At 76.2% G+C, this 24,194-nt stretch carries 18 protein-coding genes; 14 read left to right on the top strand and 4 right to left on the bottom strand.

Annotation, left to right across the window (positions count from 1 at the left end):
* Window positions 1–49 precede the first annotated feature (49 nt).
* From ACIQVD_RS30190 to ACIQVD_RS30175, 4 genes are all read right to left on the bottom strand, one after another.
* On the bottom strand, window positions 50–1,825 hold the full coding sequence (locus tag ACIQVD_RS30190) for an ABC transporter ATP-binding protein (RefSeq protein ID WP_402292321.1): 1,776 nt from the start codon (window positions 1,823–1,825) through the stop codon (window positions 50–52).
* Window positions 1,822–3,717 (bottom strand): ABC transporter ATP-binding protein, encoded by a 1,896-nt coding sequence (locus ACIQVD_RS30185; RefSeq protein ID WP_400690863.1) that lies wholly within the window; start codon window positions 3,715–3,717, stop codon window positions 1,822–1,824. Before ACIQVD_RS30185 ends, ACIQVD_RS30190 begins: the two co-directional genes overlap by 4 nt.
* Window positions 3,718–3,815: 98 nt before the next feature.
* Window positions 3,816–6,170: a hypothetical protein gene (locus tag ACIQVD_RS30180; RefSeq protein WP_402292320.1), complete on the bottom strand. Its 2,355-nt coding sequence runs from the start codon at window positions 6,168–6,170 to the stop codon at window positions 3,816–3,818.
* Window positions 6,171–6,181: 11 nt separating this feature from the next.
* The gene (locus ACIQVD_RS30175; RefSeq protein WP_402292319.1) at window positions 6,182–7,276 is read right to left on the bottom strand and encodes a hypothetical protein; all 1,095 of its coding nucleotides are present in this window, start codon (window positions 7,274–7,276) and stop codon (window positions 6,182–6,184) included.
* Between the two features lie 264 nt (window positions 7,277–7,540).
* On the opposite strand from ACIQVD_RS30175, the gene ACIQVD_RS30170 reads away from it, so the two are divergent.
* The 14 genes from ACIQVD_RS30170 to ACIQVD_RS30105 all read left to right on the top strand — a co-directional run bounded on the left by ACIQVD_RS30170 (window position 7,541) and on the right by ACIQVD_RS30105 (window position 24,146).
* Complete coding sequence (locus ACIQVD_RS30170) at window positions 7,541–8,275, top strand: class I SAM-dependent methyltransferase (RefSeq protein ID WP_159073323.1); 735 nt, start codon at window positions 7,541–7,543, stop codon at window positions 8,273–8,275.
* Window positions 8,276–8,285: 10 nt separating this feature from the next.
* Window positions 8,286–9,113: a transketolase gene (locus tag ACIQVD_RS30165; RefSeq protein WP_402292318.1), complete on the top strand. Its 828-nt coding sequence runs from the start codon at window positions 8,286–8,288 to the stop codon at window positions 9,111–9,113.
* A complete protein-coding gene (locus ACIQVD_RS30160; protein ID WP_402292317.1) occupies window positions 9,106–10,104 on the top strand; it encodes a transketolase family protein in 999 nt (332 codons plus the stop codon). Before ACIQVD_RS30165 ends, ACIQVD_RS30160 begins: the two co-directional genes overlap by 8 nt.
* Before the next feature lie 4 nt (window positions 10,105–10,108).
* Complete coding sequence (locus tag ACIQVD_RS30155) at window positions 10,109–11,368, top strand: hypothetical protein (RefSeq protein ID WP_400690878.1); 1,260 nt, start codon at window positions 10,109–10,111, stop codon at window positions 11,366–11,368.
* Window positions 11,365–12,321, top strand: a complete 957-nt coding sequence (locus tag ACIQVD_RS30150; protein WP_402292316.1) for a phosphotransferase family protein — start codon at window positions 11,365–11,367, stop codon at window positions 12,319–12,321. Before ACIQVD_RS30155 ends, ACIQVD_RS30150 begins: the two co-directional genes overlap by 4 nt.
* Complete coding sequence (locus ACIQVD_RS30145) at window positions 12,314–13,744, top strand: FAD-binding protein (RefSeq protein ID WP_400690883.1); 1,431 nt, start codon at window positions 12,314–12,316, stop codon at window positions 13,742–13,744. The genes ACIQVD_RS30150 and ACIQVD_RS30145 overlap by 8 nt, the downstream gene beginning before the upstream one ends.
* 14 nt (window positions 13,745–13,758) lie before the next feature.
* Window positions 13,759–16,347 (top strand): amino acid adenylation domain-containing protein, encoded by a 2,589-nt coding sequence (locus tag ACIQVD_RS30140; protein ID WP_402292315.1) that lies wholly within the window; start codon window positions 13,759–13,761, stop codon window positions 16,345–16,347.
* Entirely contained in the window at window positions 16,344–19,379 is a 3,036-nt protein-coding gene (locus tag ACIQVD_RS30135) for a beta-ketoacyl synthase N-terminal-like domain-containing protein (protein ID WP_402292314.1), read from the top strand. Before ACIQVD_RS30140 ends, ACIQVD_RS30135 begins: the two co-directional genes overlap by 4 nt.
* Window positions 19,376–20,233, top strand: a complete 858-nt coding sequence (locus ACIQVD_RS30130) for a 3-hydroxyacyl-CoA dehydrogenase family protein (RefSeq protein ID WP_400690892.1) — start codon at window positions 19,376–19,378, stop codon at window positions 20,231–20,233. Before ACIQVD_RS30135 ends, ACIQVD_RS30130 begins: the two co-directional genes overlap by 4 nt.
* The gene (locus ACIQVD_RS30125; RefSeq protein ID WP_100839947.1) at window positions 20,230–20,514 is read left to right on the top strand and encodes an acyl carrier protein; all 285 of its coding nucleotides are present in this window, start codon (window positions 20,230–20,232) and stop codon (window positions 20,512–20,514) included. The genes ACIQVD_RS30130 and ACIQVD_RS30125 overlap by 4 nt, the downstream gene beginning before the upstream one ends.
* Window positions 20,511–21,617, top strand: coding sequence for an acyl-CoA dehydrogenase family protein (locus ACIQVD_RS30120; protein WP_402292313.1), 1,107 nt, complete (start codon window positions 20,511–20,513; stop codon window positions 21,615–21,617). The genes ACIQVD_RS30125 and ACIQVD_RS30120 overlap by 4 nt, the downstream gene beginning before the upstream one ends.
* Window positions 21,607–22,659 carry an HAD-IIIC family phosphatase gene (locus ACIQVD_RS30115; protein ID WP_402292312.1) on the top strand — a complete coding sequence of 351 codons (1,053 nt, stop codon included), beginning with the start codon at window positions 21,607–21,609 and terminating at the stop codon, window positions 22,657–22,659. The genes ACIQVD_RS30120 and ACIQVD_RS30115 overlap by 11 nt, the downstream gene beginning before the upstream one ends.
* 81 nt (window positions 22,660–22,740) lie before the next feature.
* On the top strand, window positions 22,741–23,361 hold the full coding sequence (locus tag ACIQVD_RS30110; protein ID WP_400690902.1) for a class I SAM-dependent methyltransferase: 621 nt from the start codon (window positions 22,741–22,743) through the stop codon (window positions 23,359–23,361).
* Window positions 23,358–24,146: an SDR family NAD(P)-dependent oxidoreductase gene (locus ACIQVD_RS30105; RefSeq protein ID WP_400690905.1), complete on the top strand. Its 789-nt coding sequence runs from the start codon at window positions 23,358–23,360 to the stop codon at window positions 24,144–24,146. The genes ACIQVD_RS30110 and ACIQVD_RS30105 overlap by 4 nt, the downstream gene beginning before the upstream one ends.
* Window positions 24,147–24,194: the final 48 nt, after the last annotated feature.

Raw genomic sequence — 24,194 nt, 5'->3', positions numbered from 1 at the left:
GGTCCTCCTGGCGTGCGGGACGGTGGGGGGCGGTCGGCAGTGCCGCGGCTCAGTCGTACTGGGGCCGGGTGATCCAGGCGTCGTGCAGCGCGGCGTACGTCCCGTCGCGGGCGAGCAGTTCGGCGTGCGGGCCCGCCTCGACGATCCGGCCCCGGTCGAAGACCAGGACGGTGTCCGCGCTCTGCGCGCTCACCAGCCGGTGCGCCACCACCACGGCGGTCCGCCCGGTGGTCAGCTTCTCCAGCGCCCGCTGGATCCGGTCCTCGGTGGCCGGGTCCACCGCCGAGGTGGCCTCGTCCAGCAGGAGCACGGCCGGGTCGGCCGCGTGCGCCCGGGCCAGGGCGACCAGTTGGCGCTCCCCGGCGGACAGCGAGCCGCCCTGCACCCCGACCGGGGTGCGCAGGCCCAGCGGCAGCGACTCCAGCCACTCGTCCAGGCCCAGCTCCCGGAACGCCCGCCGGATCCGCCCGTCGTCGGCGTCCGGCACCCCGAACCGGATGTTCTCGGCGATGGTGGTGTCGAACAGGAAGCCCTCCTGGGGCACGATGACCACCCGGCGCCGCAGCGAGCCCTGGTCGATCCGGTCCACCGGCACGCCGCCGATCAGCACCTGCCCGCCGCTCGGGCGGAGCAGGCCGCAGGCGAGCTTGGCGAAGGTGGTCTTGCCCGAACCGGTCTCCCCGACGACCGCCACCCGCTGCCCCGGCTCCATCACCACCGACACGCCGTGCAGCACCTCGTGGCCCCCCGGGTAGGCGAACCGCACCCCCGCGAAGGAGATCGCGGCCGGCTCGGCGCCGAGCACCGTCCGGGCCGCGTCGTTCACCGGGTCCTGCGCCTGCACGGCGAGGACGCCGAGCAGGCGGCGCCAGCCCGACAGCGCGCGCTGCGCCTCCGTGAACGCGGTGACGCCCATCCGGGTCGGGGTGACGAACAGCACGGCCAGGAACAGGAACGCCGTCAGGTCGCCGACGGTCAGCCCGTCGCCGGTGAGCCGCGCGCCGACCAGCACCAGCGCGACGGTGATCAGACTGGGGACCAGCTCGGCGACGGTCTGGGCCGCCGTGGTCCCCCACTGGCAGCGGGTCTGGGCGGCGTGGACGTCCGCCACCGCCCGGTCGGCCCGGGCCACCGCGTAGCCCCGCGCCCCGTAGACCCGGATCGTCTCCCCGCCGTTCAGGGTCTCGCCGGTGACCCCGAGGAGCCCCGCGAGGCGGTCCTGCAGGGTGCCGAAGAGGCGCGACAGCGAGTTCTGACTGCGGTTCAGGAACACGATCAGCGGCAGCTGGAAGGCCCAGACCAGCAGGGTCAGCCGCAGGTCGTAGTAGGCCATCACCAGGGTGGTGGTCAGCATCTGCAGGGCGCTCAGCGCCAGCATCAGGCCCTTGTACTGCAGGAAGCTGCTGACCGTGTCGACGTCCGAGGTCACCCGCGCCACCAGGGCGCCGCGCGGTTCGGCCTCCTGGACCACCAGCGGCAGGTCGTGGATGTGCCGGAAGGCGGACGTCCGGGTGGCGGCCAGACCGGCCTCGCTGGCCCGGTAGAGCCGGACGCTCACCCAGTAGCCGGCCGCCGCCGTCGTCACGACCGCGACGCCCGCGCCGACCACCGGCCAGACCACCGCCCCCGTCCCGGCCCCGTCCCGGGTCGCCCCGTCCAGGGCCCGCTGGAGGGCGACCGGCAGGGCCACCCGGCCGGCCACCGCGACCAGCCCCAGCAGGACGGTCGCGGTGATGCCCCGCAGGAACTCGTCGGACAGCGCGATCCCGCGCCGCATGACGGCCCAGGCCCCGCCCGGGGCCTCGGAGATGGTGCTGCTGCTCATCCGGCGAACTCCTTGTCGGTGGGGGCGCCGTGGAGACCGGCGCCGTCGGCGCGCCGCTCCCGGTCGCGGCGGTAGGCGGTGACCAGCTGCCGGTACGCCGGGAAGGCGGCCAGCAGCTCCCCGTGCGGTCCGCGGGCGCGCACCGCGCCCCGCTCCAGGTAGACCACCTCGTCGGCGCGTTCGACCGCGGCCAGGCTGGACGAGGCCATCACCACGGTCAGTTCGGGGCGCAGGGCGCCGAGCCCGTCCAGGATCGCCGCCTCCACCAGCGGGTCGACCGCGGAGGTGGCGTCGTCCAGGACCAGCAGCCCCGGTCGGCGGAGCAGCGCCCGGGCCAGGGCGAGGCGCTGGCGCTGGCCGCCGGACAGGGTGTGCCCGCGTTCGCCGACGGGTGTGTCCAGCCCGTCGGGCAGGGCGTCGACGAACCCCTCGGCCTGCGCCAGCCGCAGCGCCCGCCGGACCTCCCGGTCGTCCGCGTCGGCCCCCAGGCGGATGTTGGCCCGGATCGAGTCCTGGAACAGGAACGGCTGCTGGGGCAGCAGGGCGATCCGCTCGGTGGCCCGCGCCGGGTCGAGCAGCCGCAGGTCCGTCCCGTCCAGCCGCACCCTGCCCGAGGACGGGACGGCCAGCCCCGCCAGCAGGGCGCACAGCGAGGACTTCCCCGAACCCGAGCGCCCGACCAGGACGACCTGCCGGTGGGCGGCCACCTCGAACGACACCTCGCGCACGGCGGGTTCGGGCGCGTCCGGGTGGACCAGCGAGACCCGCTCCAGCGCGACGGCGGCCGCGCCGGAACCGGCGGCGGCCGGGTCCGGGTCCGGTGCCGGGTCCGGACCGGTGGTGGCCGTGTCCGCGTCCGGGCCGGTGGCGTCCGACCCGGGGCCCGCCGCCGACGGCGGTCCGGCGTCGGCCAGCACCGCCTCGACCCTGGCGAAGGCGGTGGCGTTCAGCGGGAACTCGCTGATGATCCAGCCGACCGAGACCATCGGCAGCCCCAACAGGGCGATCAGGAAGGCGACCTGGACCACCGCCCCCGGCTCGATCCTCCCGGAGCGCACCTCCAGGGCGCCCACCAGCAGGGCCGCCAGCATGGCCGCACCGGGCAGCGCCTCCATCACGGGGTCGAAGACGGAGCGGACCCGGCCCGCGGCCAGGCTCGCCTGCCGCAGCCGCTCGGCCGACTCGGCGAAGCGCGCGGTCTCCGACTCCGCCCGGCCGGTGGCCTTGACCAGTAGCGCCGCCTCGAAGCTCTCGTGCGCGACGGCGGCCAGTCGGCCGCGCACCGCCTGGAGCCGGGCGACCAGCGGCCCGGCCCGGTACTCGAACGCCACGCAGAAGGTCAGCACGACCAGCAGCAGCACCACGCCGATCCAGCCGAAGGCCGGGGCGGTCAGGAACATCGCCGTGATGCCCGCCGCCAGCATCAGCAGGGCGCTGCACGCCGACGGCAGCAGGCGGACCGCCTGCCAGGTGACCTCCACGTCCGCGTCGATCACGGACAGCAGGTCGCCGGTCGCCCGCTGGCGCTGCCTGGCCGGCGGCAGCACGGCGTAGCGGCGCACCAGGCGACGGCGCAGGTCGGCCTGCAACCGGTGGCGCATCACCGCCGACAGGCTCTCGCGGCACACGAAGCCGACGACCTGGAGCAGGGCCGCGCCGAGCAGCCAGGCGGTGTCCGCGGCGAGGCCGGGCACCGCCGAACCGGCGGCCCGGGCGGCCAGCACGTGGTTCGTCACCTGACCCAGCAGCCACGCGGTCGCCACGGTGGTTCCCGCGTAGAGCGCGCTGCCGGCCAGTGCCCCGGCGAACGGGAGCGGCTGCGAGCGCACCGCTGTCACGAGGAGGGCGAGGCCGCGCCGTGAACGCGCGCCCCAGGCATCGTGGTTGTCCATGTTCCTCTTCTCGTTCCAGCCCGGCGGTCGGGCTCCGGAATCAGGGGCCCCCTCCGGGGCGGTCCAGTGGTGGGGGCCGCGCAGCGGCCGACCGGCGGCTACGACCTGGTCCCCCGGGCGCCCGCCGCGACGGCCGCGGCGACCGCGAGCTCCACGGCCGCGCCGGCCTCCCGGCGCTCCAGGGTGTGCCAGCGCGACCCGAGGACCAGCCGGACGGTGACCGCCCGGTGCTCGCCCGGGACGTCGTAGACGTCGAGCACGTCGACCCGGCGCACCAGCGGCCCCGAGTCCGCCAGCGCGGCCAGCACCGGTCCGGCGGCCGGTCCGGGCGGCAGCAACAGGCAGACGTCGCGCTGGACTTCGGGGAAGCGCGCGGGCGTGGTGACCGTCCGGGGCACCCGCGGCAGCGACAGCAGCCGGTCCACGTCGAGTTCGGCCACCGCGGAGCGCTCGGCGGGAGCGCCCGCCGGGAGCACGCCGAGACGGCCGACCGGCTGCCCGGCGACCAGCAGCAGCGCCGCGGTGCCGGGCCGGAACGCGGGGTCGTCGAGGAGCTCGGTGCGCAGCGGGCCCGCGGCGAGCGGGCGCAGCAGCGCCTTGACGGCGTCCAGGACCTGCCAGTAGCCGGCCTCCCGGAGCGGTCCCGTCCCCGGCGCCCCCGGCGGATCGGCGGGGGTGTGCAGCAGTGCCAGCGAGGTCCGCTCCCGCGCGCCGTCCGGCCCGAGCGGGTCCAGCACCATGCCCAGTTCGTACAGCGCGTGCGGGGCCGTGGCGGGGGACTGGGCGCGGGCGGCGGCGGCCAGGCCGGGCACCAGGCTGCGGCGCACGAAGCGGGTCCGGCCCGCCCCGGACCCGGCCAGCCCGAGCACCGGTGCGCACCAGGGGTCCTCCCGGGCCGGGCCGTCCGCGGGCGCCGGGCCGGTGCCGACGACCGGGGTCAGCAGTTCGTGGAACCGGCACCCGGCCAGGGCGCGGCGGAGCGCCGCCAGGGCGCGGTGGCGGTGGTCGGGTTCGGGGCGGACCTCGCCGTCGGGCAGCGTCGCCGGGATCCGGCCCAGCCCGTGCAGGCGGACCAGCTCGGCCACCAGGTCCTCCGGACCGCGCAGATCGGGCCGGGAGGGCGGCACCCGGACGCGCAGCCCGCCGTCGGTCCAGTCGCAGTCCGCACCGATCAGGGCGAGCAGCCGACCGTACGCCGGGCCCTCGGCCGGGCCCTCGGACAGCGACCGCAGCGCGGCGGGGTCGAGGGTGAGCGTCCGCCGCCCGGCCGTCGGACCGAAGGCCACCGAGACGGCCCGGCCCCCCGGCGGCGTCCCGGGGTCCAGCAGCGCGCCGACCCGGGCGACGGCACGCCGACAGCGCTCGCCGTCCGGCGCGTTCCCCGCCTCGGCGGTCGCCAGCACCAACAGACGCTCCGCGCCCGGCGGCAGCGGCGGCACGGACGGCGGCGGCACGGACGGCGGCGGCACGGACGGCGAGGGCGGCGTCGGGCGCGGGGTGACGGTCAGCGGCAGGTGGGCGTGGTCCGCCCGGTCGGGCACGCCGCCCGGTGCGCGGGCCCCGGCGGGGTCGTCCAGCCGGACGCGGACCCGCCCCTCGGCCGGCAGCCGGTGGGCGGAGAGCCGCACCCCGTACTCGAACGCGGCGATCAGCAGCACCCGGTCGAGCCCGTCGTCGGCCGTCAGGCCGGCCAGCGCGGCCCGCTCCCAGTCCGGCGCGGGCCCGGCGGCCGGAGGGTGGGGCAGCAGCAGGGCCGCGGCGCAGACCTCCGGCGCGCGGACCTCCAGGACCGGCGCGTCGGGCGACCCGGGGGGACGGGTGCCCCCGGGGTCGGCGGTGGCCGTGGTGGCCGTGGTGGCCGTCCCGGGGCCGTCCAGCCGGAGGTTGATCTCCCCGGCCAGGCCCCACAGCCCGCCGCAGTGCGCCAGCGCGTCCGGGATCCGGAGGGTGAGCACCTCCTCGGCGCGCGCCTCCGGCAGCAGTGCCCGGACCGGAGTCCCGGGTCGCGAGCCGGGTGCCAGCAGGTGGACGTGCGGGTGCGGGCCGAGGCCGAGTTCGGCGCTGGTGCAGATCCGGCCGACCGGCTGTCCGGGGTGTCCGGCGGGGCCCACCCGGAGCAGCCTGCCGCGTACCGGTTCCGGGCCGGACCGGTCGGCGGTGGCGAAGAGCCTGGCCCCGGGCAGCGCCACCGCGACCACGCTGCCCGGGGGCGGCGCCTCCCCGACCCCGTCCGGCAGCCGCACCAGTTCCCCGGTGGGCACCGCGACCCGGACGGTGCCCGGCCGCCCGGCCGGGCCGGGTTCGACGCGGCCGGCCACCACCAGCGGGCTGAGCAGGCCGGCGGAGTCGGCGCCGGTGACGGCGATCCCCGCCTCGCCCAGCAGCTCGTCGATCTCGCGCACGGACAGCTCGCGGTGCAGGAACTCGTTCAACCAGGAGACCGGGACCCGCATCTGACGCCCCCTCAGTAGGTCTGGGTGAGAACGGACAGGTCGTTGTCGAGGAAGTGCCGGATGTCGTCGAGGCCGTGGCGGATCGCCAGCACGCGTTCGAGGGACACCGCCAGCGACAGGGCCCGGACCTGCGGGGACGCCCCGACCGACCGCATCACCGCGGCGGACAGCATCCCGCCCGAGATCACCTCCAGGTGCCCGCTGCCCAGGCAGAGGCCGCAGCCCGCCGACCCGCACGGGGTGCAGGCGACGTCGATGGCGAGCCCCGGGGAGACGTACGGCAGGGTGCGGAACCGCAGCCGCGCGGGCACGCCCGGGCCGAGCACCTCCGCGCAGAGCCCCAGGGCCAGGCCCTTGAGGTCGCTCAGCCGGATGCGCGGGCCCACGGCCACCGCCTCGGACTGGTGGAACTGGGTCACGAACCGCGGCCCGGGGACGGTGCGGCGGTGGCACGGACCGTCGACCACGAACCGGGCGCTCCGGCCCGGCGGCAGCTCGCGCAGCAGCCGCAGCGCGGACGCGGTGGTGTGGGAGCGCAGCACCGCGCCGTCCTCGGTGAAGTAGGTGTGCTGCGGGCTGCGGGTGGGGTGGTCGGCGGGGACGCCCAGCAGGTCGAAGCTGTGGGCGACGTCCTCGATCTGCCGGGACGCGCGCCGGGTGAACCCCGACCGGCCGAAGTAGTGGGCGACTTCGTCCGCCAGCCGGCTGACCGGGTGCGGCTCCGGCGGCGGCGCGGCCGGCCGGGCCAGGCACGGGTCGAGCGTCCCGGTCGGCGCGGCGGAAGCGGCCGGCGCGGCGGGGTCGGTCGTTGCGGCGGGGTCGGTCGGCCGCTCCCGCCGTTCCCGCAGGGCCCGGGCCAGTTCGGCGGCGGCCGTGCCGAGCAGGCGGCCGAGCGCGGGCCGGTGCGCCGGGGGCGCCTGGCCGATCAGCGCCCGGTGCCGGGCGAGCGAGCCGCGCCGTCCGAGGTGGCGGCCCTCCCACTCCGCCAGAGCCGGGCCGGTCGCCGGGCAGGCGGCCAGTTCGCGCAGGGCGAGGTCGCGGAGGTCCCGGATCCGCGGCGCGGACAGCGGATCCCGACCGGTGGCCGCGGGTGCTGGTTCGGACATGGATCCCTCCTGATCGGTTTTCCCGCATGCGGTCCGTGCCGATTCCCGGCCGGGGATTTCCGGTGCCCCATCGTGGCGGAGCGGGCCGCCGGAACGCAACGGGATCGGCTTCTCCGATGTCGGCCGTGAAAGCTTTTGCCCGTTTTGCCGGGGTGGTCATTTGCGGACTGTCAGCAACTTTCACCGATGGCCCGATGGTGTCGGGAACGGCACCGTGCCATGGTCTCGCTATCGCTTCTTTCCGGTGTCACGAGAGGACGTCAGATGAGTGCATGGAATGCGCAGACGTACGGCAGTCGCTGGGCGGAGATCTACGACGGCCTGCCCTGGCCCGGCCCTGAGCAGGCCGTCGACTTCCTGGCGAAGCTCGCCGGCGACGGCCCCGTCCTGGAACTCGCCATCGGCACCGGCCGCATCGCGGTGCCGCTCGTCGAGCGCGGCATCGAAGTGCACGGAATCGACTCGTCGGAGGAGATGACCGAGAAGCTGCGGGAAAAGGAAGGGGGTGCCGGAATTCCGGTCACGAAGGCGGACATCTCCTCCTTCGAGGTGGAGCAGAGCTATTCCCTGGCCTTTCTCGTGCTGAACACGATCTACGCCCTGCAGACCCAGGAGGAGCAGATTTCCTGTTTCTCCAGCGCGGCGGCGGCCCTGGAGCCGGGCGGGCATTTCGTGGTCGAGGCGTTCATGCCCGACCCCACCCGCTTCCGGCGCAACTCGTGGACCCAGGTCCACGACATGGGCCTGGACCACGTGCTCATCGAGGCGGACAAGCACGACCCCTCGACCCAGCAGATCCTGGAGCAGCACATCCACCTCAAGCAGGGCAAGGTCGAGCTGTTCCCGGCGTTCCTGCGCTACGTCTGGCCCTCCGAGATGGACCTGATGGCGCGCCTGGCGGGGCTGACCCTGGTCGAGCGCACCGGCGGGTGGCTCGGCGAGCCGTTCAACGCCAGGTCGGGCAACCACGTGTCGGTGTACCGCCGCGGCACGGTCTGACGTCCGGCCGATGACGTCCACGCGGGCAGCGGCGGGGCCGGTGCGGGCGCCCGCCGAGCTGGCGCTCGGCGCGCGGCGGCGCATCCTGCGCTTCGCCGGGGACCAGCAGGTCCACCTGGGTTCATCGCTCTCCGTGGTCGACCTGCTGGTCGCGGTCCTGCGGGAGACCGGCGCGCCGGCGGGCGACCCGTCCGACCCGGGCCGGCCGCGGCTGGTGCTCAGCAAGGGGCACGCGGTGTGGGCCCTCTACGCGGTGCTGGCCGAGCACGGGCTGCTGGACACCGAGCGGCCGGGCCCCTGGGCCGGCCACCCGGTGGACGGCGTGCCGGGGGTCGACGCGGCCACCGGGGCGCTGGGCCACGGCCTGTCGATCGGCGCGGGCCTGGCCGAGGCGGCCAGGCTCCAGGGGCGCGGCCACCGCACCCACGTGGTGCTCGGCGACGGCGAGTTGAACGAGGGGTCGGTCTGGGAGGCGGCGATGTTCGCCGCCCACCGCCGGCTGGACCGCCTGGTCGCCCTGGTCGACGTCAACGGGATGCAGCAGGAGGGGACGACCGCGGAGGTCCTGGACCTGGGCCCGCTCGACCGGAAGTGGCGGGCCTTCGGCTGGCGGACGGTGACCGTCGACGGCCACGACCACGCGGCGCTGCGGGCCGCCCTGGCGGAGACCGCCGCGCCCGACGGGCAGCCCACGGTGCTGCTCGCCCACACGGTGAAGGGGAAGGGGGTGCCGTTCATGGAGCACAGCGCGGACTGGCACACCGGCACGCTGGACCCCGCCCGGCTGGCGGCCGCCCTGGCCGCCCTGGACCGGGGACGGGCGGTGGCCGATGACTGAGCGGAACCCCGGGACGGGGCCGGCCGCCGGCATGCGGCCCGCGGTCGCCCGGGCGCTGGCCGACCTCGGCGACCGGCTGCCCGACCTGGTCGTACTGGCCGCCGACGGCCGCGCGCTCGCCACCGCGTTCGCCGCCCGGCACCCCGACCGCTTCATCGACGTGGGCATCGCCGAGGGCAACCTGATGGGCGTCGCCGCCGGGCTGGCCCGGGCCGGCCAGCGGGTGGTGGTCTGCGGGATGGCGCCCTTCCTGGTCCGCCGGGCGGCCGAGCAGCTCCGCATCGACATCTGCCGCCCCGGCCTGGACGTCACCGTCCTCGGCGTCGGCGGCGGCCTCGGCTACGGGACGCTGGGCGCGACCCACCACGTCCCGGAGGACCTGGGCGCGCTGTCGGCCATGCCGCACACCCGGGTGTACTGCCCCGCGGACGTCCACGCGGCCGACTGGGCGGTACGGGACGCCGTGCTCGGCGGCGGCCCCCGCTACGTCCGGCTCGGCGCGCGCGAGGACCCGGTGGTCCACGCCGCCGACACCCCCTTCTCCTTCGACCGGCCCGGCGTCTTCGACTTCGACGGCCCCGACAGCACGAGCGCCCCCGGCGACCCGGACGCCCCCGGCGACGCGGTGGTGGTGGCCGCCGGCCGCACCGTCGCGGAGGCGCTGCGCGCCGCCGAGGCGGTCCGACCGCACGGGCGGCGGGTCCGGGTGCTCGGCCTGACCGCGGTGTTCCCGTTCCCCCGGGAGGCCCTGCTGGCGGCGGTCTCCGGGGCGTCCACCGTGGTCACGGTCGAGGAGCACCACGTCCTTGGCGGCCTGGCGACCCAGACCGCCCTCGCCCTCGCCGGGCGCTGGCACGGCACCTTCCGCTTCCTGGCCGTGGACGAACGGCCCGCTCCGGTGCTCGACCAGGCCGGACTGTTCCACTTCTACGGCATCGACGCGGCCTCGATCGCCCGCGCCCTCGTCGAACCGCCCCCGACCCCGGAGTGATCTGATGCGCATCCTGCTCGGCGCCCAGAGCTGCGGCTTTGGCCCGATATCCAAACTCACCGCCGTCTCCCGTGCCCTGGACGGGCACCACCGCGTCTTCACCGGAGTCACCGTCGCCGCGGACTTCGCCCACCGCAACGCCGACGCCTTCGACGAGTTCGTCGACATCGCCGCCGACGCCGGGGCGCTGGACCGGGAGATCCGGCGGGCCGACTGGGTGGTTTCGGTGATGGACGCCGACCTGGTGTTCCGCGCCGTCGCCGCCGGCCGGCCGGTGCTGCTCGTCGACAGCCTGCTCGCCTTCTGGAAGCTCGACACCCCGGCCTGGCGGATCGCCGAGCTGTGCGAGCGCTCCCGGCGGACCGGCTCCGCCCCGCCGGCCGAGGTGCTGGCGGAGCTGTCCCCGCACGAGCAGGTCTTCGCGGCGCACCTGCTCGCGGACGTCTCCGCGGCGCAGAACTTCCCGGGCGTGGCCGAGCGGATCGCCGAACTCCGCGCGCTCGGCGCCGTCGGGGCCCACCTGACCGGGCCGATCGTGGACGAGCCGGCCCTGGCCGACGTCCCCCGGGCGGCCGAGGACGCCGTCGACCTGATGGTCAACATCGGCGGCTTCAAGAACTTCCTGCTCGACTACGACCACCACAACGCGTACCTGCACCTGGTCTCGCGCTGGATCCCGGACCTGCTGGCCGACTGGCCGCGGTTCGACCGGGTCGCGGTCTGCGGGGGCAGCTACGGCGGCGACCGGGCCGCGCGGGTCGCGGTCGGGGGCCGGACGGCGGAGTTCCGCTGCCTGTCCCACCGGGCCTTCATCCCCGCGGTGGCCTCCGCCCGGCACTACCTGCTCACCCCGGGCCTGACGGCCATTCACGAGGCGCTGCTGCTGGGACACTTCCCGATGGCCCTCCCGGAGCAGCACTACGGCCACATCAGCAACCTGGAGGGGCTGGCCGGCACCCTGTTCGAACGGCACGGCAGCCGGTTCTCCGACCTGATCCCCGGGTACGAGGTGCCGGCCGACGACTTCGAGGGCACCGCCGCGATCGTCGGCCACGTCGGCCGGCTGCTGGCGGACGACGGCGGGTACGCGCTGTTCCGCCGCGGCATGAACGAGCGGATCGAGAGCTTCGTCGGCCTCGGCCCGGAGGACCGGGCGGACGGCGTGGCCGAACTGCGCGCGCTGCTCCAGGGCCCGTCCTTCTCGGCGCTGCTCGGCGAGGTCCTGCCGGCCCCGGCCGACGAGCTGGTCGGGGGCGCCCGGTGAACACCGACGCGTACCGGGAGTGCCTGTCCCGCACCGAGGAGTCGATGCTCGCGCTGCACCGCCGCCTCGACGGCGCGGAGCCGACCGGGATCACCTTCCGGACCTGGGTCCCGCGCAGCGAGCGCAAGCAGCGCCAGCGGCTGTTCGTCGAGACCGCGGTCCGCGGGGAGCCCCGCTACGTGGCCAAGGTCCCGCTGGACCCGCAGGACGACATGGTCGACCGGGAGTGGGAGCTGCTGTCCGGGCTCGGCGGGCTCGACCTGCCGCGCCCGCGTCCGGTCGGCAGGCTCGACCGGGGCTTCGTGATGAGCCACGTGCCGGCCACCGACTTCCCGGCCTTCATGGCCGCCGCCCGGCCCGAGGAGTGGCCCGCCGTGCTGTGCGCCGGCGTCGAGCTGGCGGCCCGGCTGCACCGGCAGGGGCCGCGCCCGGTCGGAGCCGTCCCCGGGGAGGTGGCCGCGGCCTACCTGCCGGCCGGGGTCCGCCTCCCGGCCGTCACGCTGGAGCGGCTGGAGCGGGCCCGGCTCGCCCCCACCCACGGCGACCTCGGGCCGTGGAACCTGCGCGTCGACCGCGCCGGCCGGATGTCGCTCATCGACTGGGAGGACTACCGCCCGGTCGGCCTGCCCGCCCTCGACGTCCTCAACCTGGTCGTCACCGCGGCGCTGATCGCCTTCCCCGACTACCCGGACCGCGGCTTCGACTGGTTGTACGAGCGGGTCTTCCACGGCGAGAACGCCTTCCGCACCGCCGCCGACCGGGCGTTCCGCCACTACGCGCGGCTCACCGGCCAGGACGTCGAGTCCGTGGTGGCGCTGACCCCGGTGCTCTGCCACTGGATGATCCGCCGCATCGAGGACCAGGGCCGGCCCACCGGCCACCTGTTCTTCCGGCCGTTCACCGAGCGGTTCGAGGCCGAGACCCCGCGCTGGTCGGGGGTCGGCCGTGGCTGAGCCGGAGCTGTTGGACGCGGTGGTCGTCGGGGCCGGCCCGGCCGGCCTGTTCGCCGCCTGGCGGCTGGCCACCGGCGGCGCGCGGGTCGCGCTGCTGGAGGCGGGCGGCGACATGCGCCAGAGCCTGTGCCCGAAGGTGTCGGCGCGGATGGGCGGCCGCACGGTCCGGTCCGCGGAGAAGTTCCGGCTGCAGTGCAACCGCTGCGACTGCCTGACCGGACTGGGCGGCGCCGCCTTCCACTTCGACACCAACCTCGGGTACGTCAGCGGCCTGTCCAAGTCCAAGATCGAGCAGGACGGCCGCGGCGGCGTCCGGACCTACAGCGGCCTGGAACGGACGCTGGGGAGCTTCGACCGGGCGGCCGACGCGGTCCGGGACGTCTACCGGCTGATGCACCGCTTCGGCCTCCGGCCGCCCCGGCCCGGGCCGCCGCCGCCCGCCTCCTGCGGCGTGCCGCCGAGCGGGTTCGCGCTCGCGGACGAGGCGCTGTCGCAGGCGGTCACCGTGGACGAGGCGCTCGGCATGATCGACGGCCTGGTGGCCGACGCGGTCGCGGCCGGACTGCGCCTGCACCTGCGCACCCGCGCGGAGTCGGTCGTCCGGGCCGAGGACGGCACCTGGCTGGTCGGCGCCGCCGGCACCGTGTTCCGGGCCAGGAACGTCATCGTGGCGGTGGGCAAGCTCGGCCTCGGCTGGGTCCGCGAGGTGCTCGACCGCAACGCGGTGGCCCACCGGCCCAGCCCGACGGTGGACGTCGGCGTCCGGCTGGAGACCACGCGGCAGCTGGCCGCCCCGCTGACCGCCTCCTGCCAGAACCCCAAGTTCACCTTCCTCAACCGGGACGGCGACCCGGTCCGGACCTTCTGCGTCTGCGAGGGCGGCCGGATCATGCAGTACGCCTTCCAGGACACCGTGGTGCTGGACGGGCAGCACTGCCTGACCACGCCCACCCGGCGCACCAACTTCGGCATCGTCACCACGGTGCGGGTACCGCCGGGCGGCGACGGCACCCGGTACGCGCTGGACTTCAGCCGCCGCGCCACGGCCGCCGGAGACGGCCTCCCGGTGGTGCAGCCGCTGATCGAACTGCTCGGCCGGGGCCGCTGCGCGGACCGGCCCGGCACCAGCCTGGTGCAGGCGCGGTGGACGGACCTGGCCGAGGTCCTGGGCCCGCGGCGGGTCGCCGACATCGCCGCGATGGTCGACAGCCTGGAAGCGGTCGCGCCCGGGCTGATCGGGCCGGAGACGGTGGTCGCGGCCCCGGTGGTGGAGCGCCTGTTCCCCGCCATCGAGCTCTCCACCGACCTGGAGAGCAGCGTCCCGGGCCTCTACTTCACCGGCGACTGCTCCTCCAAGATCATCGGTGTCACCTACGGAGCATCCACCGGGCTGGCGGCCGCCGCCGCCGTTCTGCGCAGTTGATCGGAGAGGAAACCATGTTCACCAGGCCACAACGCCCGGCCGCTCCGGGGCCCGCGACCCGCCGGCGGCACACCTGGCGGTCGGCCGGCTGGAGCGCGCTCCGCCGCGCCGCGCCGCACCTCCCCGCGGAGCGGCAACTGACCGCCGCCCTCGCCCTCCTGACGGAGCGCTACGGCCTGCCGCTCCAGCTCGCCGCCGGGCCGGGCTGCGGGTCCCCGGCCGCGGCGCAGCGGTACCTGGCCGACGCCGGAGCCGGAGCCGACTGGGACGCGCTGGTGACCGCCACCGCCGCCGACGCCGCCGCCGACGCCCCCGCGCCGACGGCCGGACCGGCCGCGGTGCGGATCCGGATCACGGCCGGCGCCGCCGATCCAGACGCCGCCGATCCAGACGCCGACGCGGACGCCGCCGACGGGAACGACACCGGGGCGGACCTGGTCTGGACCGCCACCGACCGGGGCCTGGAGGCCCGCTGGGACCCGGCGGTGTTCACCGAGGAGACGGTCGCGGCGATGGCGGGCCACCTGGACCGGCTCGCGGCCGAGCTGGTCCGGCCGGACCGGCCGCCGCTGGCCGCGGTCGAGGTGCTCACCGCGGACGAACTCGTCCGGAACGGCGGGACCCCGGAGCGGCTGCCGGAGTACCCGCCGATCACCCTGCACCAGCTGTTCCAGCTCCAGGCGTGGCGCACCCCGGACGCCTGCGCCCTGGCCATGGGCGAACAGCGGCTCAGCTACCGCGCACTCGACCTGGCCTCCAACCGGGCCGCGCACCGGCTGATCGGGGCGGGGGCCCGGCCCGGCGACGTCGTCGCGGTCGGCGGCGACCGCTCGATCGGCCTGTTCACCTCGCTGCTCGCCGTGCTGAAGGCGGGCTGCGTCTTCGTCCACCTCGACCCGGCCTACCCCGTCGCGCGGCTGCGGCAGTTCGTCGAGGTGAGCCGGCCGCGGCTGGTCCTGACCGGACCGGGCGCCCCCGAGCTCGGCACCGGACTGCCCGAGCTGGCCTTCGACGCGCTGCCCGACCCGGCGGAGCCCGGGCCGGACCACGCCCCGGACGTGGTCGTCGGCCCGGAGAGCCCGGCCTACATCCTGTTCACCTCGGGCTCCACCGGCACCCCCAAGGGCGTGCTGCGGCCGCACCGCCTGCACACCACCCGGATCTTCCTCGAACAGTCCATGTACGCGGTCGGCCCGGACGACCGCCACCTGCTCAAACTCCCGATCAGCTCACGGGAGTTCCTGTGGCCGCTGGCGACCGGGGGCACCGCCGTGATCGCCGAGCCCGGCGGCGAGCGCGACGACCAGTACCTGGTCGACCTGCTGCGGCGCGAACGCGTCTCCGTGCTGAGCTGCGTCCCCTCGATGCTCCGGGTGCTGGCCGCCAACCCCGACTTCGCCCGGTGCCCCGCGCTGCGGCACGTGTTCGTCGGCGGCGAGGCGCTGCACCGCGACCTGGAGGACCGGGTCCGGGCCATGGGCTACCAGGTGCACAACACCTTCACCCTGACCGAGGCCGACTACGTGGCGCACCGCAAGGACGGCCTGGACGAGCGGCCCGAGGACGCCTCCGTCATCGGCCACCCCCTCGACATGCGGGTCTACCTCTGCGACGACCGGGGGCGCCGGGTGCCCCCCGGGCTGGTCGGCGAGGTCTGGGTCGGCGGCCCCGGCGTGGCGACCGGCTACCACCGCGACCCGGAGCGCACCGCGGAGCGCTTCGTCGCCAACCCCTTCGGCGACCCGCGCACCCCGCTGCTCTTCCGCACCGGCGACCTCGCCCGGCACCGCGCCGACGGCTCCCTGGAGTACCGCGGGCGCCGGGACCTCCAGGTCAAGGTGCGCGGCCAGCGGGTCGAGCCGACCGAGGTCGAGTTCTGGCTCCGCGAGCACCCGGGCGTCCGGGACGCCGCCGTGGTCGGGTACCCCGACCGCGAGCAGGGCGCGTTCCTGGTCGCCTTCGCGGTGGGGGAGGAGCACGCCCCCGCGGAGCACGAGCTGCGGGCGTTCCTGGCCGACCGGCTGCCGGCCTGGATGCTGCCGCGGCACGTCGCCTGGGTCCCCCGGCTGCCGCAGCTCTACAGCGGCAAGCTCGACCGCGCCTCGCTCCGGCTGCCCGCCCGGGTCCGGCCGCCGGACCTGCCCGCGCCGACCCGGCCCCGCACCCCGGCGCAGGAGCGCCTGCTCGGGATCTGGCGCACCATCCTGCAACTGCACGAGATCGGTGTCGACGACGCCTTCACGGCGGTGGGCGGCGACTCGCTGCGCCTGATGCTGCTGCGGGCCGCGGTCCAGGACGAGTTCCGGATCCGGCTCGACCTGGCGGACCTGCTCGGCGCGCCGACCGTCCTGTCCCAGGAGCGGCTGCTCCGGCCGACCGCCCCGGCCCCGGCCGAACCGCTCGCCACCGCGCCCGTCCCGGTCGTCCCCGTCCCGGCCGCCCCCGTCCGGTCCGGACCGCCCGGACCGCCCGGACCGCCCGGACCGCCCGCCGCCGCCCCGACCCCGGCCGGGCCGTCGGCCGCCGCGGGCGAGCGCTCCCGGCGGCGGGCCCTGCGCGAGGCCCAGCGGGCCGCCGCGGCCGAAGGGGGTGAGCGACGGTGACGCACATCGCCGTGATCGGCATGTCGGGCCGGCTGCCCGGCGCGGCGGACCTCGACGCGTTCTGGCAGAACCTGCTCGCCGGCCAGGACTGCATCACCCGTACGCCGTCCGACCTGCTCCGCGGTACGGTCGCCGACGAACTCCTGGACGACGCACGGTGGTTGGGCGCGTCCGGACGGATCGCCGCGCCGTACGACTTCGACCCGGCGTTCTTCGGGATGTCCCCCAAGGAGGCGCTCTCCACCGATCCGCAGCACCGGCTCCTGCTGACCACGGTGCACCGCGCCCTGGAGGACGCGTGCGTCGTCCCCGGCACCGGCCCCGGCCGGGTGGGGGTGTTCGCGGGCGTGGGCCGCAACCGGCACGAGGAGCTGGTGCGGGCGGTGCTCGCCTCCCGCGGCGAGACAGTCAACGAACTGGCCCTGGAGATCGGCAACGAGAAGGACCACAGCACCACCAAGGTGGCCTACCGGCTGGGCCTGACCGGCCCCGCCGTCACCGTGCAGTCGGCCTGCTCGACCGGGCTGGTCGCCCTGCACCAGGCCTGCCAGAGCCTGGCCGCGCAGGAGTGCGACGTCGCCGTGGCGGGCGCCGCCGCCCTGCGCGTCCCCGACAGCCACGGCTACCTCTACCTGGAGGGCGGCATCGGTTCCGCGGACGGAGTCTGCCGGCCGTTCTCGGCCCGGGCGGGCGGCGCGGTGGCCGGCGACGGCGTGGTCGCGGTCGTCCTGAAGCGGCTGGAGGACGCGGTCGCGGACGGCGACCGGATCAGCGCGGTGGTCCGCGGCTCCGCCGTCAACAACGACGGTGCCAAGAGCGGCTACGCCTCCGTCAGCGCCCGGGCCCAGGAACTGCTGGTCCGCGACGCCCTGCTGTTCTCCGAGACCGACCCGGACACCGTCGGCTCGGTGGAGGCGCACGGCTCCGGCACCCCGCTCGGGGACGCCGCCGAGTGGTCCGCCCTGGCCCGGGTCTACGGCGCGGTCCGGCCGACCCGGGTGGGTTCGGTCAAGTCCGGCATCGGCCACCTGCGGGAGGCCTCCGCGCTGGCGGGGTTCGTCCGGGCGGTGCTGAGCGTCCGGCACGGCCTGGTGCCGCCGACCATCAACGTGGGCCTGCCCGCCGAGTACGTGACCCGGGAGACCTCCGGGCTGTCGCTGCCCAGGGCGGTGGAGACCTGGCCCCACCCCGGCGTGCGCCGGGCCGCCGTCAGCGCCTTCGGGCTCGGCGGGACCAACGCCCACGTGATCGTCGAGGAGCCGCCGGCCCGCCCGGCCGCCGCCCCGCCGACGGCCGCCGCCGCCGTGGTCCTGGTCTCCGCGCACACCGAAGGGGCGCTGGAGCGGACCTCCGCCGACTGGGCGGCCGCGATCGACACCGGCGCCGCCACGCCCGCCGAGGCGGCCGCCGCCTCCCAGCGCGGCCGCCGCCACCGCCGTCACCGCCGGTTCGCGGTGGGGTCGGACCCGTCCGCGCTCGCGGCCGGACTGCGTTCCCCCGCCCCGCCCGCCGCCGCGCGGCCCGCCCCGGCCACGGCCCCGGCCGTCGGCCTCGTCTTCCCCGGCGTCGGCGACCACTACCCCGGCATGGGGGCCGGTCTGCACCGCGCCCTGCCCGGGTTCACCGCCCGGCTGGACCGCTACCTCGGCGACTGCGGCGACCGGCTCGGCCAGGACCTGCGCCGCCTGCTCGCCCCGGACGCCCAGGCCGGGCCGGGCGCCCGCACCGGCGCGGTCTTCAACCTCCGCCGCCTGGTCGACGACGGGCGCGGCACCTCCACCGACGAGGTCTTCGACCCGGTCGCCTCGCACGCCGTGCTGTTCTCGCTGCAACTCGCGCTGGCCCGCAGCCTCCAGGCGCTCGGGGTGCGGCCGGCCGCCGTCACCGGGCACAGCCTCGGGGAGCTCACCGCCGCCACGGTGGCCGGGGTCTTCACCGAGGAGGACGCCCTGCGGGTGGTCGTCGAGCGGGCCCGCGCCGTGGCGGCGCTGCCCGAGGGGGCGATGCTCGCGGTGAGCCTCTCCCGGGCCGAGGCCGAGGAGCTGACCGGCCCCGGGGTCTGGCTGGCGGCGGTCAACTCGCCCCGCAGCAGCGTGCTGGCCGGTGAGCGGGCGGCGGTCCTCGAGGTGGTGGACCGGCTCAACCGGCGCGGCCTCCAGGGCCGGCTGCTCCCGGTGCGCCACGCGTTCCACACCCCGCTGCTGGCGCCCGCCGGGGAGGAGCTGCGCGCCCTGCTCGGCAGCCTGACCCTGTCGGCCCCGACGGTCGCGCTGGCCTCCAACACCACCGGCACCTGGGTCCGCGCCGAACTCCGGGACCCGGAGTACTGGTACCGGCAGCTCACCTCGCCGGTCCTGTTCGGCCAGGCCCTGGCCACCGCGGCGAAGGAGTGCGACGTCCTGCTGGAGGTCGGGCCCGGACAGCTGCGGACCCTGGCCGCCCAGGCCCGGGCCGTCGGCGACGACCACGCCGCGGTGGTGGCGACCGTGCGCCGGGAGTACCAGAACGAGTCCGACGCCGAGGTGCTGCTGCACGCCCTCGGGCAGCTGTGGCAGCGCGGCTGCGACCTCGACTGGGAACGGCTCGGCGGCGGACCGCTCCCGCCGCCGGCCGCCCTGCCGCCCACCGCGCTGGACGAACGGCCCCTGTTCGTCGCCGAGGGCGGCCCGGCCGGCCTGCTCTCGCCCGGCCCCGCCGCACCGGCACCCGCGCCCGCACCCGTCCCCGCGCCCGCACCCGTCCCCGAGCCCGCTGGAGCCGGGGACGGGGACGGGGCCGGGGACGGTGACCCGGACGCCGTGGCCGCGGTGCTGGCCGAACTGTGGGAGGAGGTCCTCGGAGTGGAGGACCTGACGGCCGAGGACGACTTCTTCGAACTCGGCGGCGACTCGCTGATGAGCGTCCAGCTGGTCTTCGGCATCGAGGAGCGGCTCGGGTTCCACGTACCGGCGGTCGCGGTCTTCCAGGAGTCGAGACTCGGCCGGATGGCCGCCCACATCACCACCTGGCACGCCACTGGAGGCAGCAGATGAACCACCCCGCCGTGGGCGTGGTCGGCGCCGGGGTCATGGGCGTCAGCCTGGCCCAGAGCCTGACCGCCGCCGGCATCGACACCGTCCTGCACGACTCCGACCCCCGGCAGCGGGCCACCGCCGAGAGCCGGGCGAGCGCCGCGGCCCGGCTGGCCCGGCTCTCCGGGAGCCGCGCCGGCGCCGAACGGCCCGGGCGGCTGACCGTCACCGGGGAGCTGGCCGCGCTGGCGGACTGCGGCCTGGTGATCGAGAACGTGATCGAGGACCCGGAGGTGAAGGAGCGCGTCCACCGCGCCCTCGACGAGGTCCTGGCACCGCGGGCGGTGGTGGCGGTGAACACCTCCGCGGTGCCGGTCTCCGGCCTCGCGCTGGCCACCGGCCACCCCGAGCGGATGGTCGGGGCGCACTTCATGAACCCGGTCGGCGCCTCCACCATGGTCGAGGTGGTGCGCACGCCGTACACCGCGGCCTGGGCGCTGCACGGCCTGGAGGAACTCCTCGGCCGGCTCGGCAAGGAGACCGTGGTGGTCGAGGACCGGGCCGGGTTCGTCATCAACCGCTGCCTGATGATGTTCATCAGCGAGGCGGCGGCCCTGGTCGACGACGGAGTGGCCACCCCGCAGCAGGTGGACCGGCTGTTCCGCGGCTGCCTCGGGCACCGCACCGGGCCGCTGCGCACCGCCGACCTGATCGGCATCGACACCATCGTCCACACCCTCGACGTGCTGCGCGGGCACTACGGCCCGGAGCGCTTCACCCCCTCTCCCGCCCTGCTCCGGATGGCCGCCGAAGGCCGGACCGGCCGCAAGAGCGGACAGGGCTTCCACTACTACTCGGACGGGGAGACCCCATGACCAATCCCGTGGCGCCGACGGCGCCCGCGGACCCGGCGGCACCGGCCCAGATCCGGTCCGAGGTGGCGCGCTTCCTCTCCCGCTACGTCGACGACCCCGCCTCCCTCGAAGCCGAACACCTGCTGACCGGCGGCCTGTTGGACTCGCTGGCGGCGGTCGAGCTGATCGGCCACCTGGAGCGCCGCTTCGGGGTCCGGGTGCTCGACCACGACCTGGAGGTCGACAACTTCGACTCCCTCGCCGCCATCACCGCCTTCGTGGCCCGGAAGCAGCGGGCATGATCACCGGACTGGCCCCGGAGCTGGCGGCGGAGTTCACCGACCGCCCCACCGCCGCGCGCGCCCTGGGCGCGCTGGTGCCCCGGGCGTACGGCGGCCTGGAACTCGGTTACGCCGGCTACGGCGAGGTCAACCGCACCGTCGCCGAGCGGTCGCCGTCCCGGCAGAGCCTGCTGACCGTGCACGGCATGGTCTGCCGGGCGCTGGTCCGCTGGGGCAGCGCCCGGCAGCGGGACGAGTACCTGCCGCGGCTGGCCGACGGCAGCCTGCTGGGGGCGTTCGCGCTGAGCGAGGAGGCGGCCGGCAGCGACGTCCGCCGCATCGCCACCACCGCCCGCGAGGTGCCGGGCGGCTGGGTGCTCGACGGGCGCAAGCGCTGGGTCACCTTCGGCCAGGAGGCCGGGGTCTTCCTGGTGTTCGCCCGCACCGGCACCCGGGACCTGGCGGTCCTGGTGCGCCGCGACGATCCGGGGGTCCACCTGCAACCGGCACCGCGCACCAGCGGCCTGCGGGACGCCAGGCTCGCCGAACTCGTCCTCCGGGAGTGCCGCGTCCCCGCCGACCGGCTGCTGGGGCGGCCCGGCGCCGCGCTGTCGCACATCGCCGCCGACGCGCTGACCCTGGGCCGGCTCTGCGTGGCCTTCGGCGCGTGGGGGCTGGCCGGGGCCGCGCTGTCGGCGGCCCTGCACCGCTCCATCGAGCGGCACCAGTTCGACGGCCCGCTGCACCGCCTCCAACTGGTGCGCGGACTGCTGGCGGACGCCGCGGTCGCGGTCGACTCGGCGCAACTGCTCTGCCGGCGCGCCGCGACGGCCCTCGACGAGGGCGACGAGTGGGCGCTGGGCCACGTCCTCACGGCGAAGCTCGGCGCCAGCCGGGCCGCCACCGCCGCCGCGGCCGCGGCCGCCCAACTGCACGGCGCGGCCGGCCTGGCGGAGGGGAGCCGGGTCGACCGCTTCGTCCAGGACGCCCGGGTGTTCGAGGTCATCGAGGGCAACACCCAACTGCTCCAGGACCTGATCGCCGATCAGGCCCTGGCCCGCTTCCGCGACCACGCGGCCCGGGCCCTGCCGTCGACCGGTCCGGAGGGACACCATGTCGGGTGAACCGGCCGTCACGGCACCGGCCGCCACGGTCAAGTGCGTCGTCTGGGACCTCGACGAGACCCTGTGGGAGGGGGTGCTGGCCGAGGGCACCGCGGGCGGCCTGCGGCCGGGAGTGCTGGAGACCCTGCGCTCCCTCGACCGGCGGGGCGTCCTGCACTCCGTGGCCAGCAAGAACGAACCCGCCCGGGCCCGGGACCGGCTCGAACAGCTCGGGGTGGCGGAGTACTTCCTCTGCCCGCAGATCTCCTGGGAGCCGAAGTCCGCCCTGGTCGCGGCCGTCGCCGAGCAGCTCAACCTCGGCCTGGACAGCCTGGTGTTCATCGACGACTCCGCCTTCGAACGCGCCGAGGTCGCCGACGTCCACCCGCAGGTGCGCTGCCTGGACAGCACCGCCGCCGCGGAGCTGGCCGACCTGCCGGGCTTCGACCCGCCGGTGACCGCGGAGGCGGCCGGCCGCCGCCGCCTCTACCGGGAGGCGGAGGTCCGGCGCGACTACGAGGAGTCGTTCCAGGGGCCGCGCGCCGAGTTCCTGCGGACGCTCGGCCTGCGGCTCACGGTGGCCGAGGCCACCCCGGACGACCTGCTGCGCGCTGCCGAACTCACCGAGCGCACCCACCAGTTGAACACCACCGGCCTGGTCTTCGACGCCGCGGAGCTGGCCGCGCTGATCCCCCGGCCGGACCAGACCCTGCTGGTGATCACCCTGGAGGACCGGTTCGGCGGCTACGGGACGGTCGGCGTGGTCCTGCTCGGCACCGACGGGACGCAGTGGCGGATCCGGCTCTTCCTGATGTCCTGCCGCGTCATGGGCCGCAACGTGGGCGGCGCCGTCCTGGCACTGCTGGCCCGGGAGGCCGACGCCCGCGGCCTCGACCTCACCGCCGACTTCCTCGCCAACGACGTCAACCGGCCGATGTACATGGTCTACCGCCTGGCCGGGTTCGAGGAGATCGGACGGGAGGGCGAGGTCCAGCGGCTCCGGCTCCGCAGCGGAGCGGGCCGCGCCAACCCCGACTACGTCGAACTCCACGCACTGATCTGAGCCGCCACCACCCCGCCACCACCCACCACCCGCCGCCCGCCCCCACCCGCCATCACCCCGTCACGACCCATGGAGACGAACATGCAAGCCTTCACCGACCGCTGGGAACAGGGATTCGCCGCGCTCTACGACAACCGGGAACTGGCCGAGATCTCCTGGGTCACCACCTCGGTCAGCCCGGCGCTCCAGCAACTCGTCATCGACGGGGTGATCCCGCGCGGCTCCGAGGTGGTCGACCTCGCCTGCGGACCCGGCGTCCACGCCGTCTTCCTGGCCCGCCACGGCATGCGCGTCACCGGCGTGGACCGGTCGGCCACCGCCCTGGCCAAGGCCCGGGAACTGGCCGGCTTCTACGACTGCGACCCCGCCTTCGTGGAGGGCGACATCCTGCACACCCCGCTGCCGGACGGCTGCGCCGACGTGGTGCACGACTCCTTCGTCTACCACAACGTGCGCCCCGAGGCCCGGGACGACTATCTCCGGGAGGCCGCCCGCCTGCTGCGCCCGGGCGGCCTCTTCGTGCTGGTCGGCTTCTCCGACCGGATGTCCCCGGGCTCCGGGCCGATCCGGCTGACCTCCGACGACGTGGTCCGCCCGGCGCTGGAGCACTTCTCGATCGAGGAGCTGCGCCGCTTCCGGAACCTGCCGACCGAGAAGCGCCCGGACCAGTGGCACTGGCTCGGCGTCTTCCGGCGCCGGTGACCGCCGCCGCGGCGGGGCCCGGGCGCTTCGCCGGGCAGACCGTGCTGCTGACCGGGGCGGGCCGGGGCATCGGGCGCGCCTGCGCCCTGGAGTTCGCCCGGGAGGGCGCCCGGCTGGCCCTGGCCAGCCGGACCCCGGCCCAACTGGAGCGGGTCGCCGCGGAGATCGGCGCGCTGACCGGCGTCCCGGCGCTGTGCGTGCCCTTCGACGTGTCGCGGGCCGAGCAGGTCCGGGCCGGGGTGGGCACCGTGCTGGAGCGGCTCGGGCCGATCGACGTGCTGGTCAACTGCGCGGGTCTGTTCTCGATGGGCCCCTCGGAGTCCACCGCGGAGGCGGACTCGCGGGAGCTGCTGGCCACCAACGCGCTGGGCACCCTGCTGGTCTGCCAGGAGGTCGGCCGCGGCATGCTGGAGCGCGGCCGGGGCCGGATCGTCAACTTCGCCTCGCTGCTGTCCTTCACGGCCTTCCCGGGGCGGGCCGCCTACGCCGCGAGCAAGGGCGCGGTCCTCCAGCTCACCCGGGTGCTCGGGGTCGAGTGGGCGGCGCGCGGGGTGAACGTCAACGCGGTGGCCCCCGGCATGATCCGGATCGAGACCAGGCACCCGGCCGTGGCGGCGGGCGAGTTGAGCGAGGACGAGATCCTCGGCCGGATCCCGATGCGGCGGCGCGGCCGGCCGGAGGACGTCACCGGGCCCGTCCTCTTCCTGGCCTCCGCGCAGGCCGACTACATCACCGGGCAGACCCTGGTGGTGGACGGCGGCTGGCTCAGCTACGGGTACCTGTGAGCGCCCGGCCCACGCACGTCCGGCCCACGGGGCCCCGACCCATCCGAC

It is taken from the genome of Kitasatospora sp. NPDC090308 (assembly GCF_044769485.1).
GTDB lineage: Bacteria > Actinomycetota > Actinomycetes > Streptomycetales > Streptomycetaceae > Kitasatospora > Kitasatospora fiedleri.
This window is presented reverse-complemented; position numbering and strand designations above follow the sequence as displayed.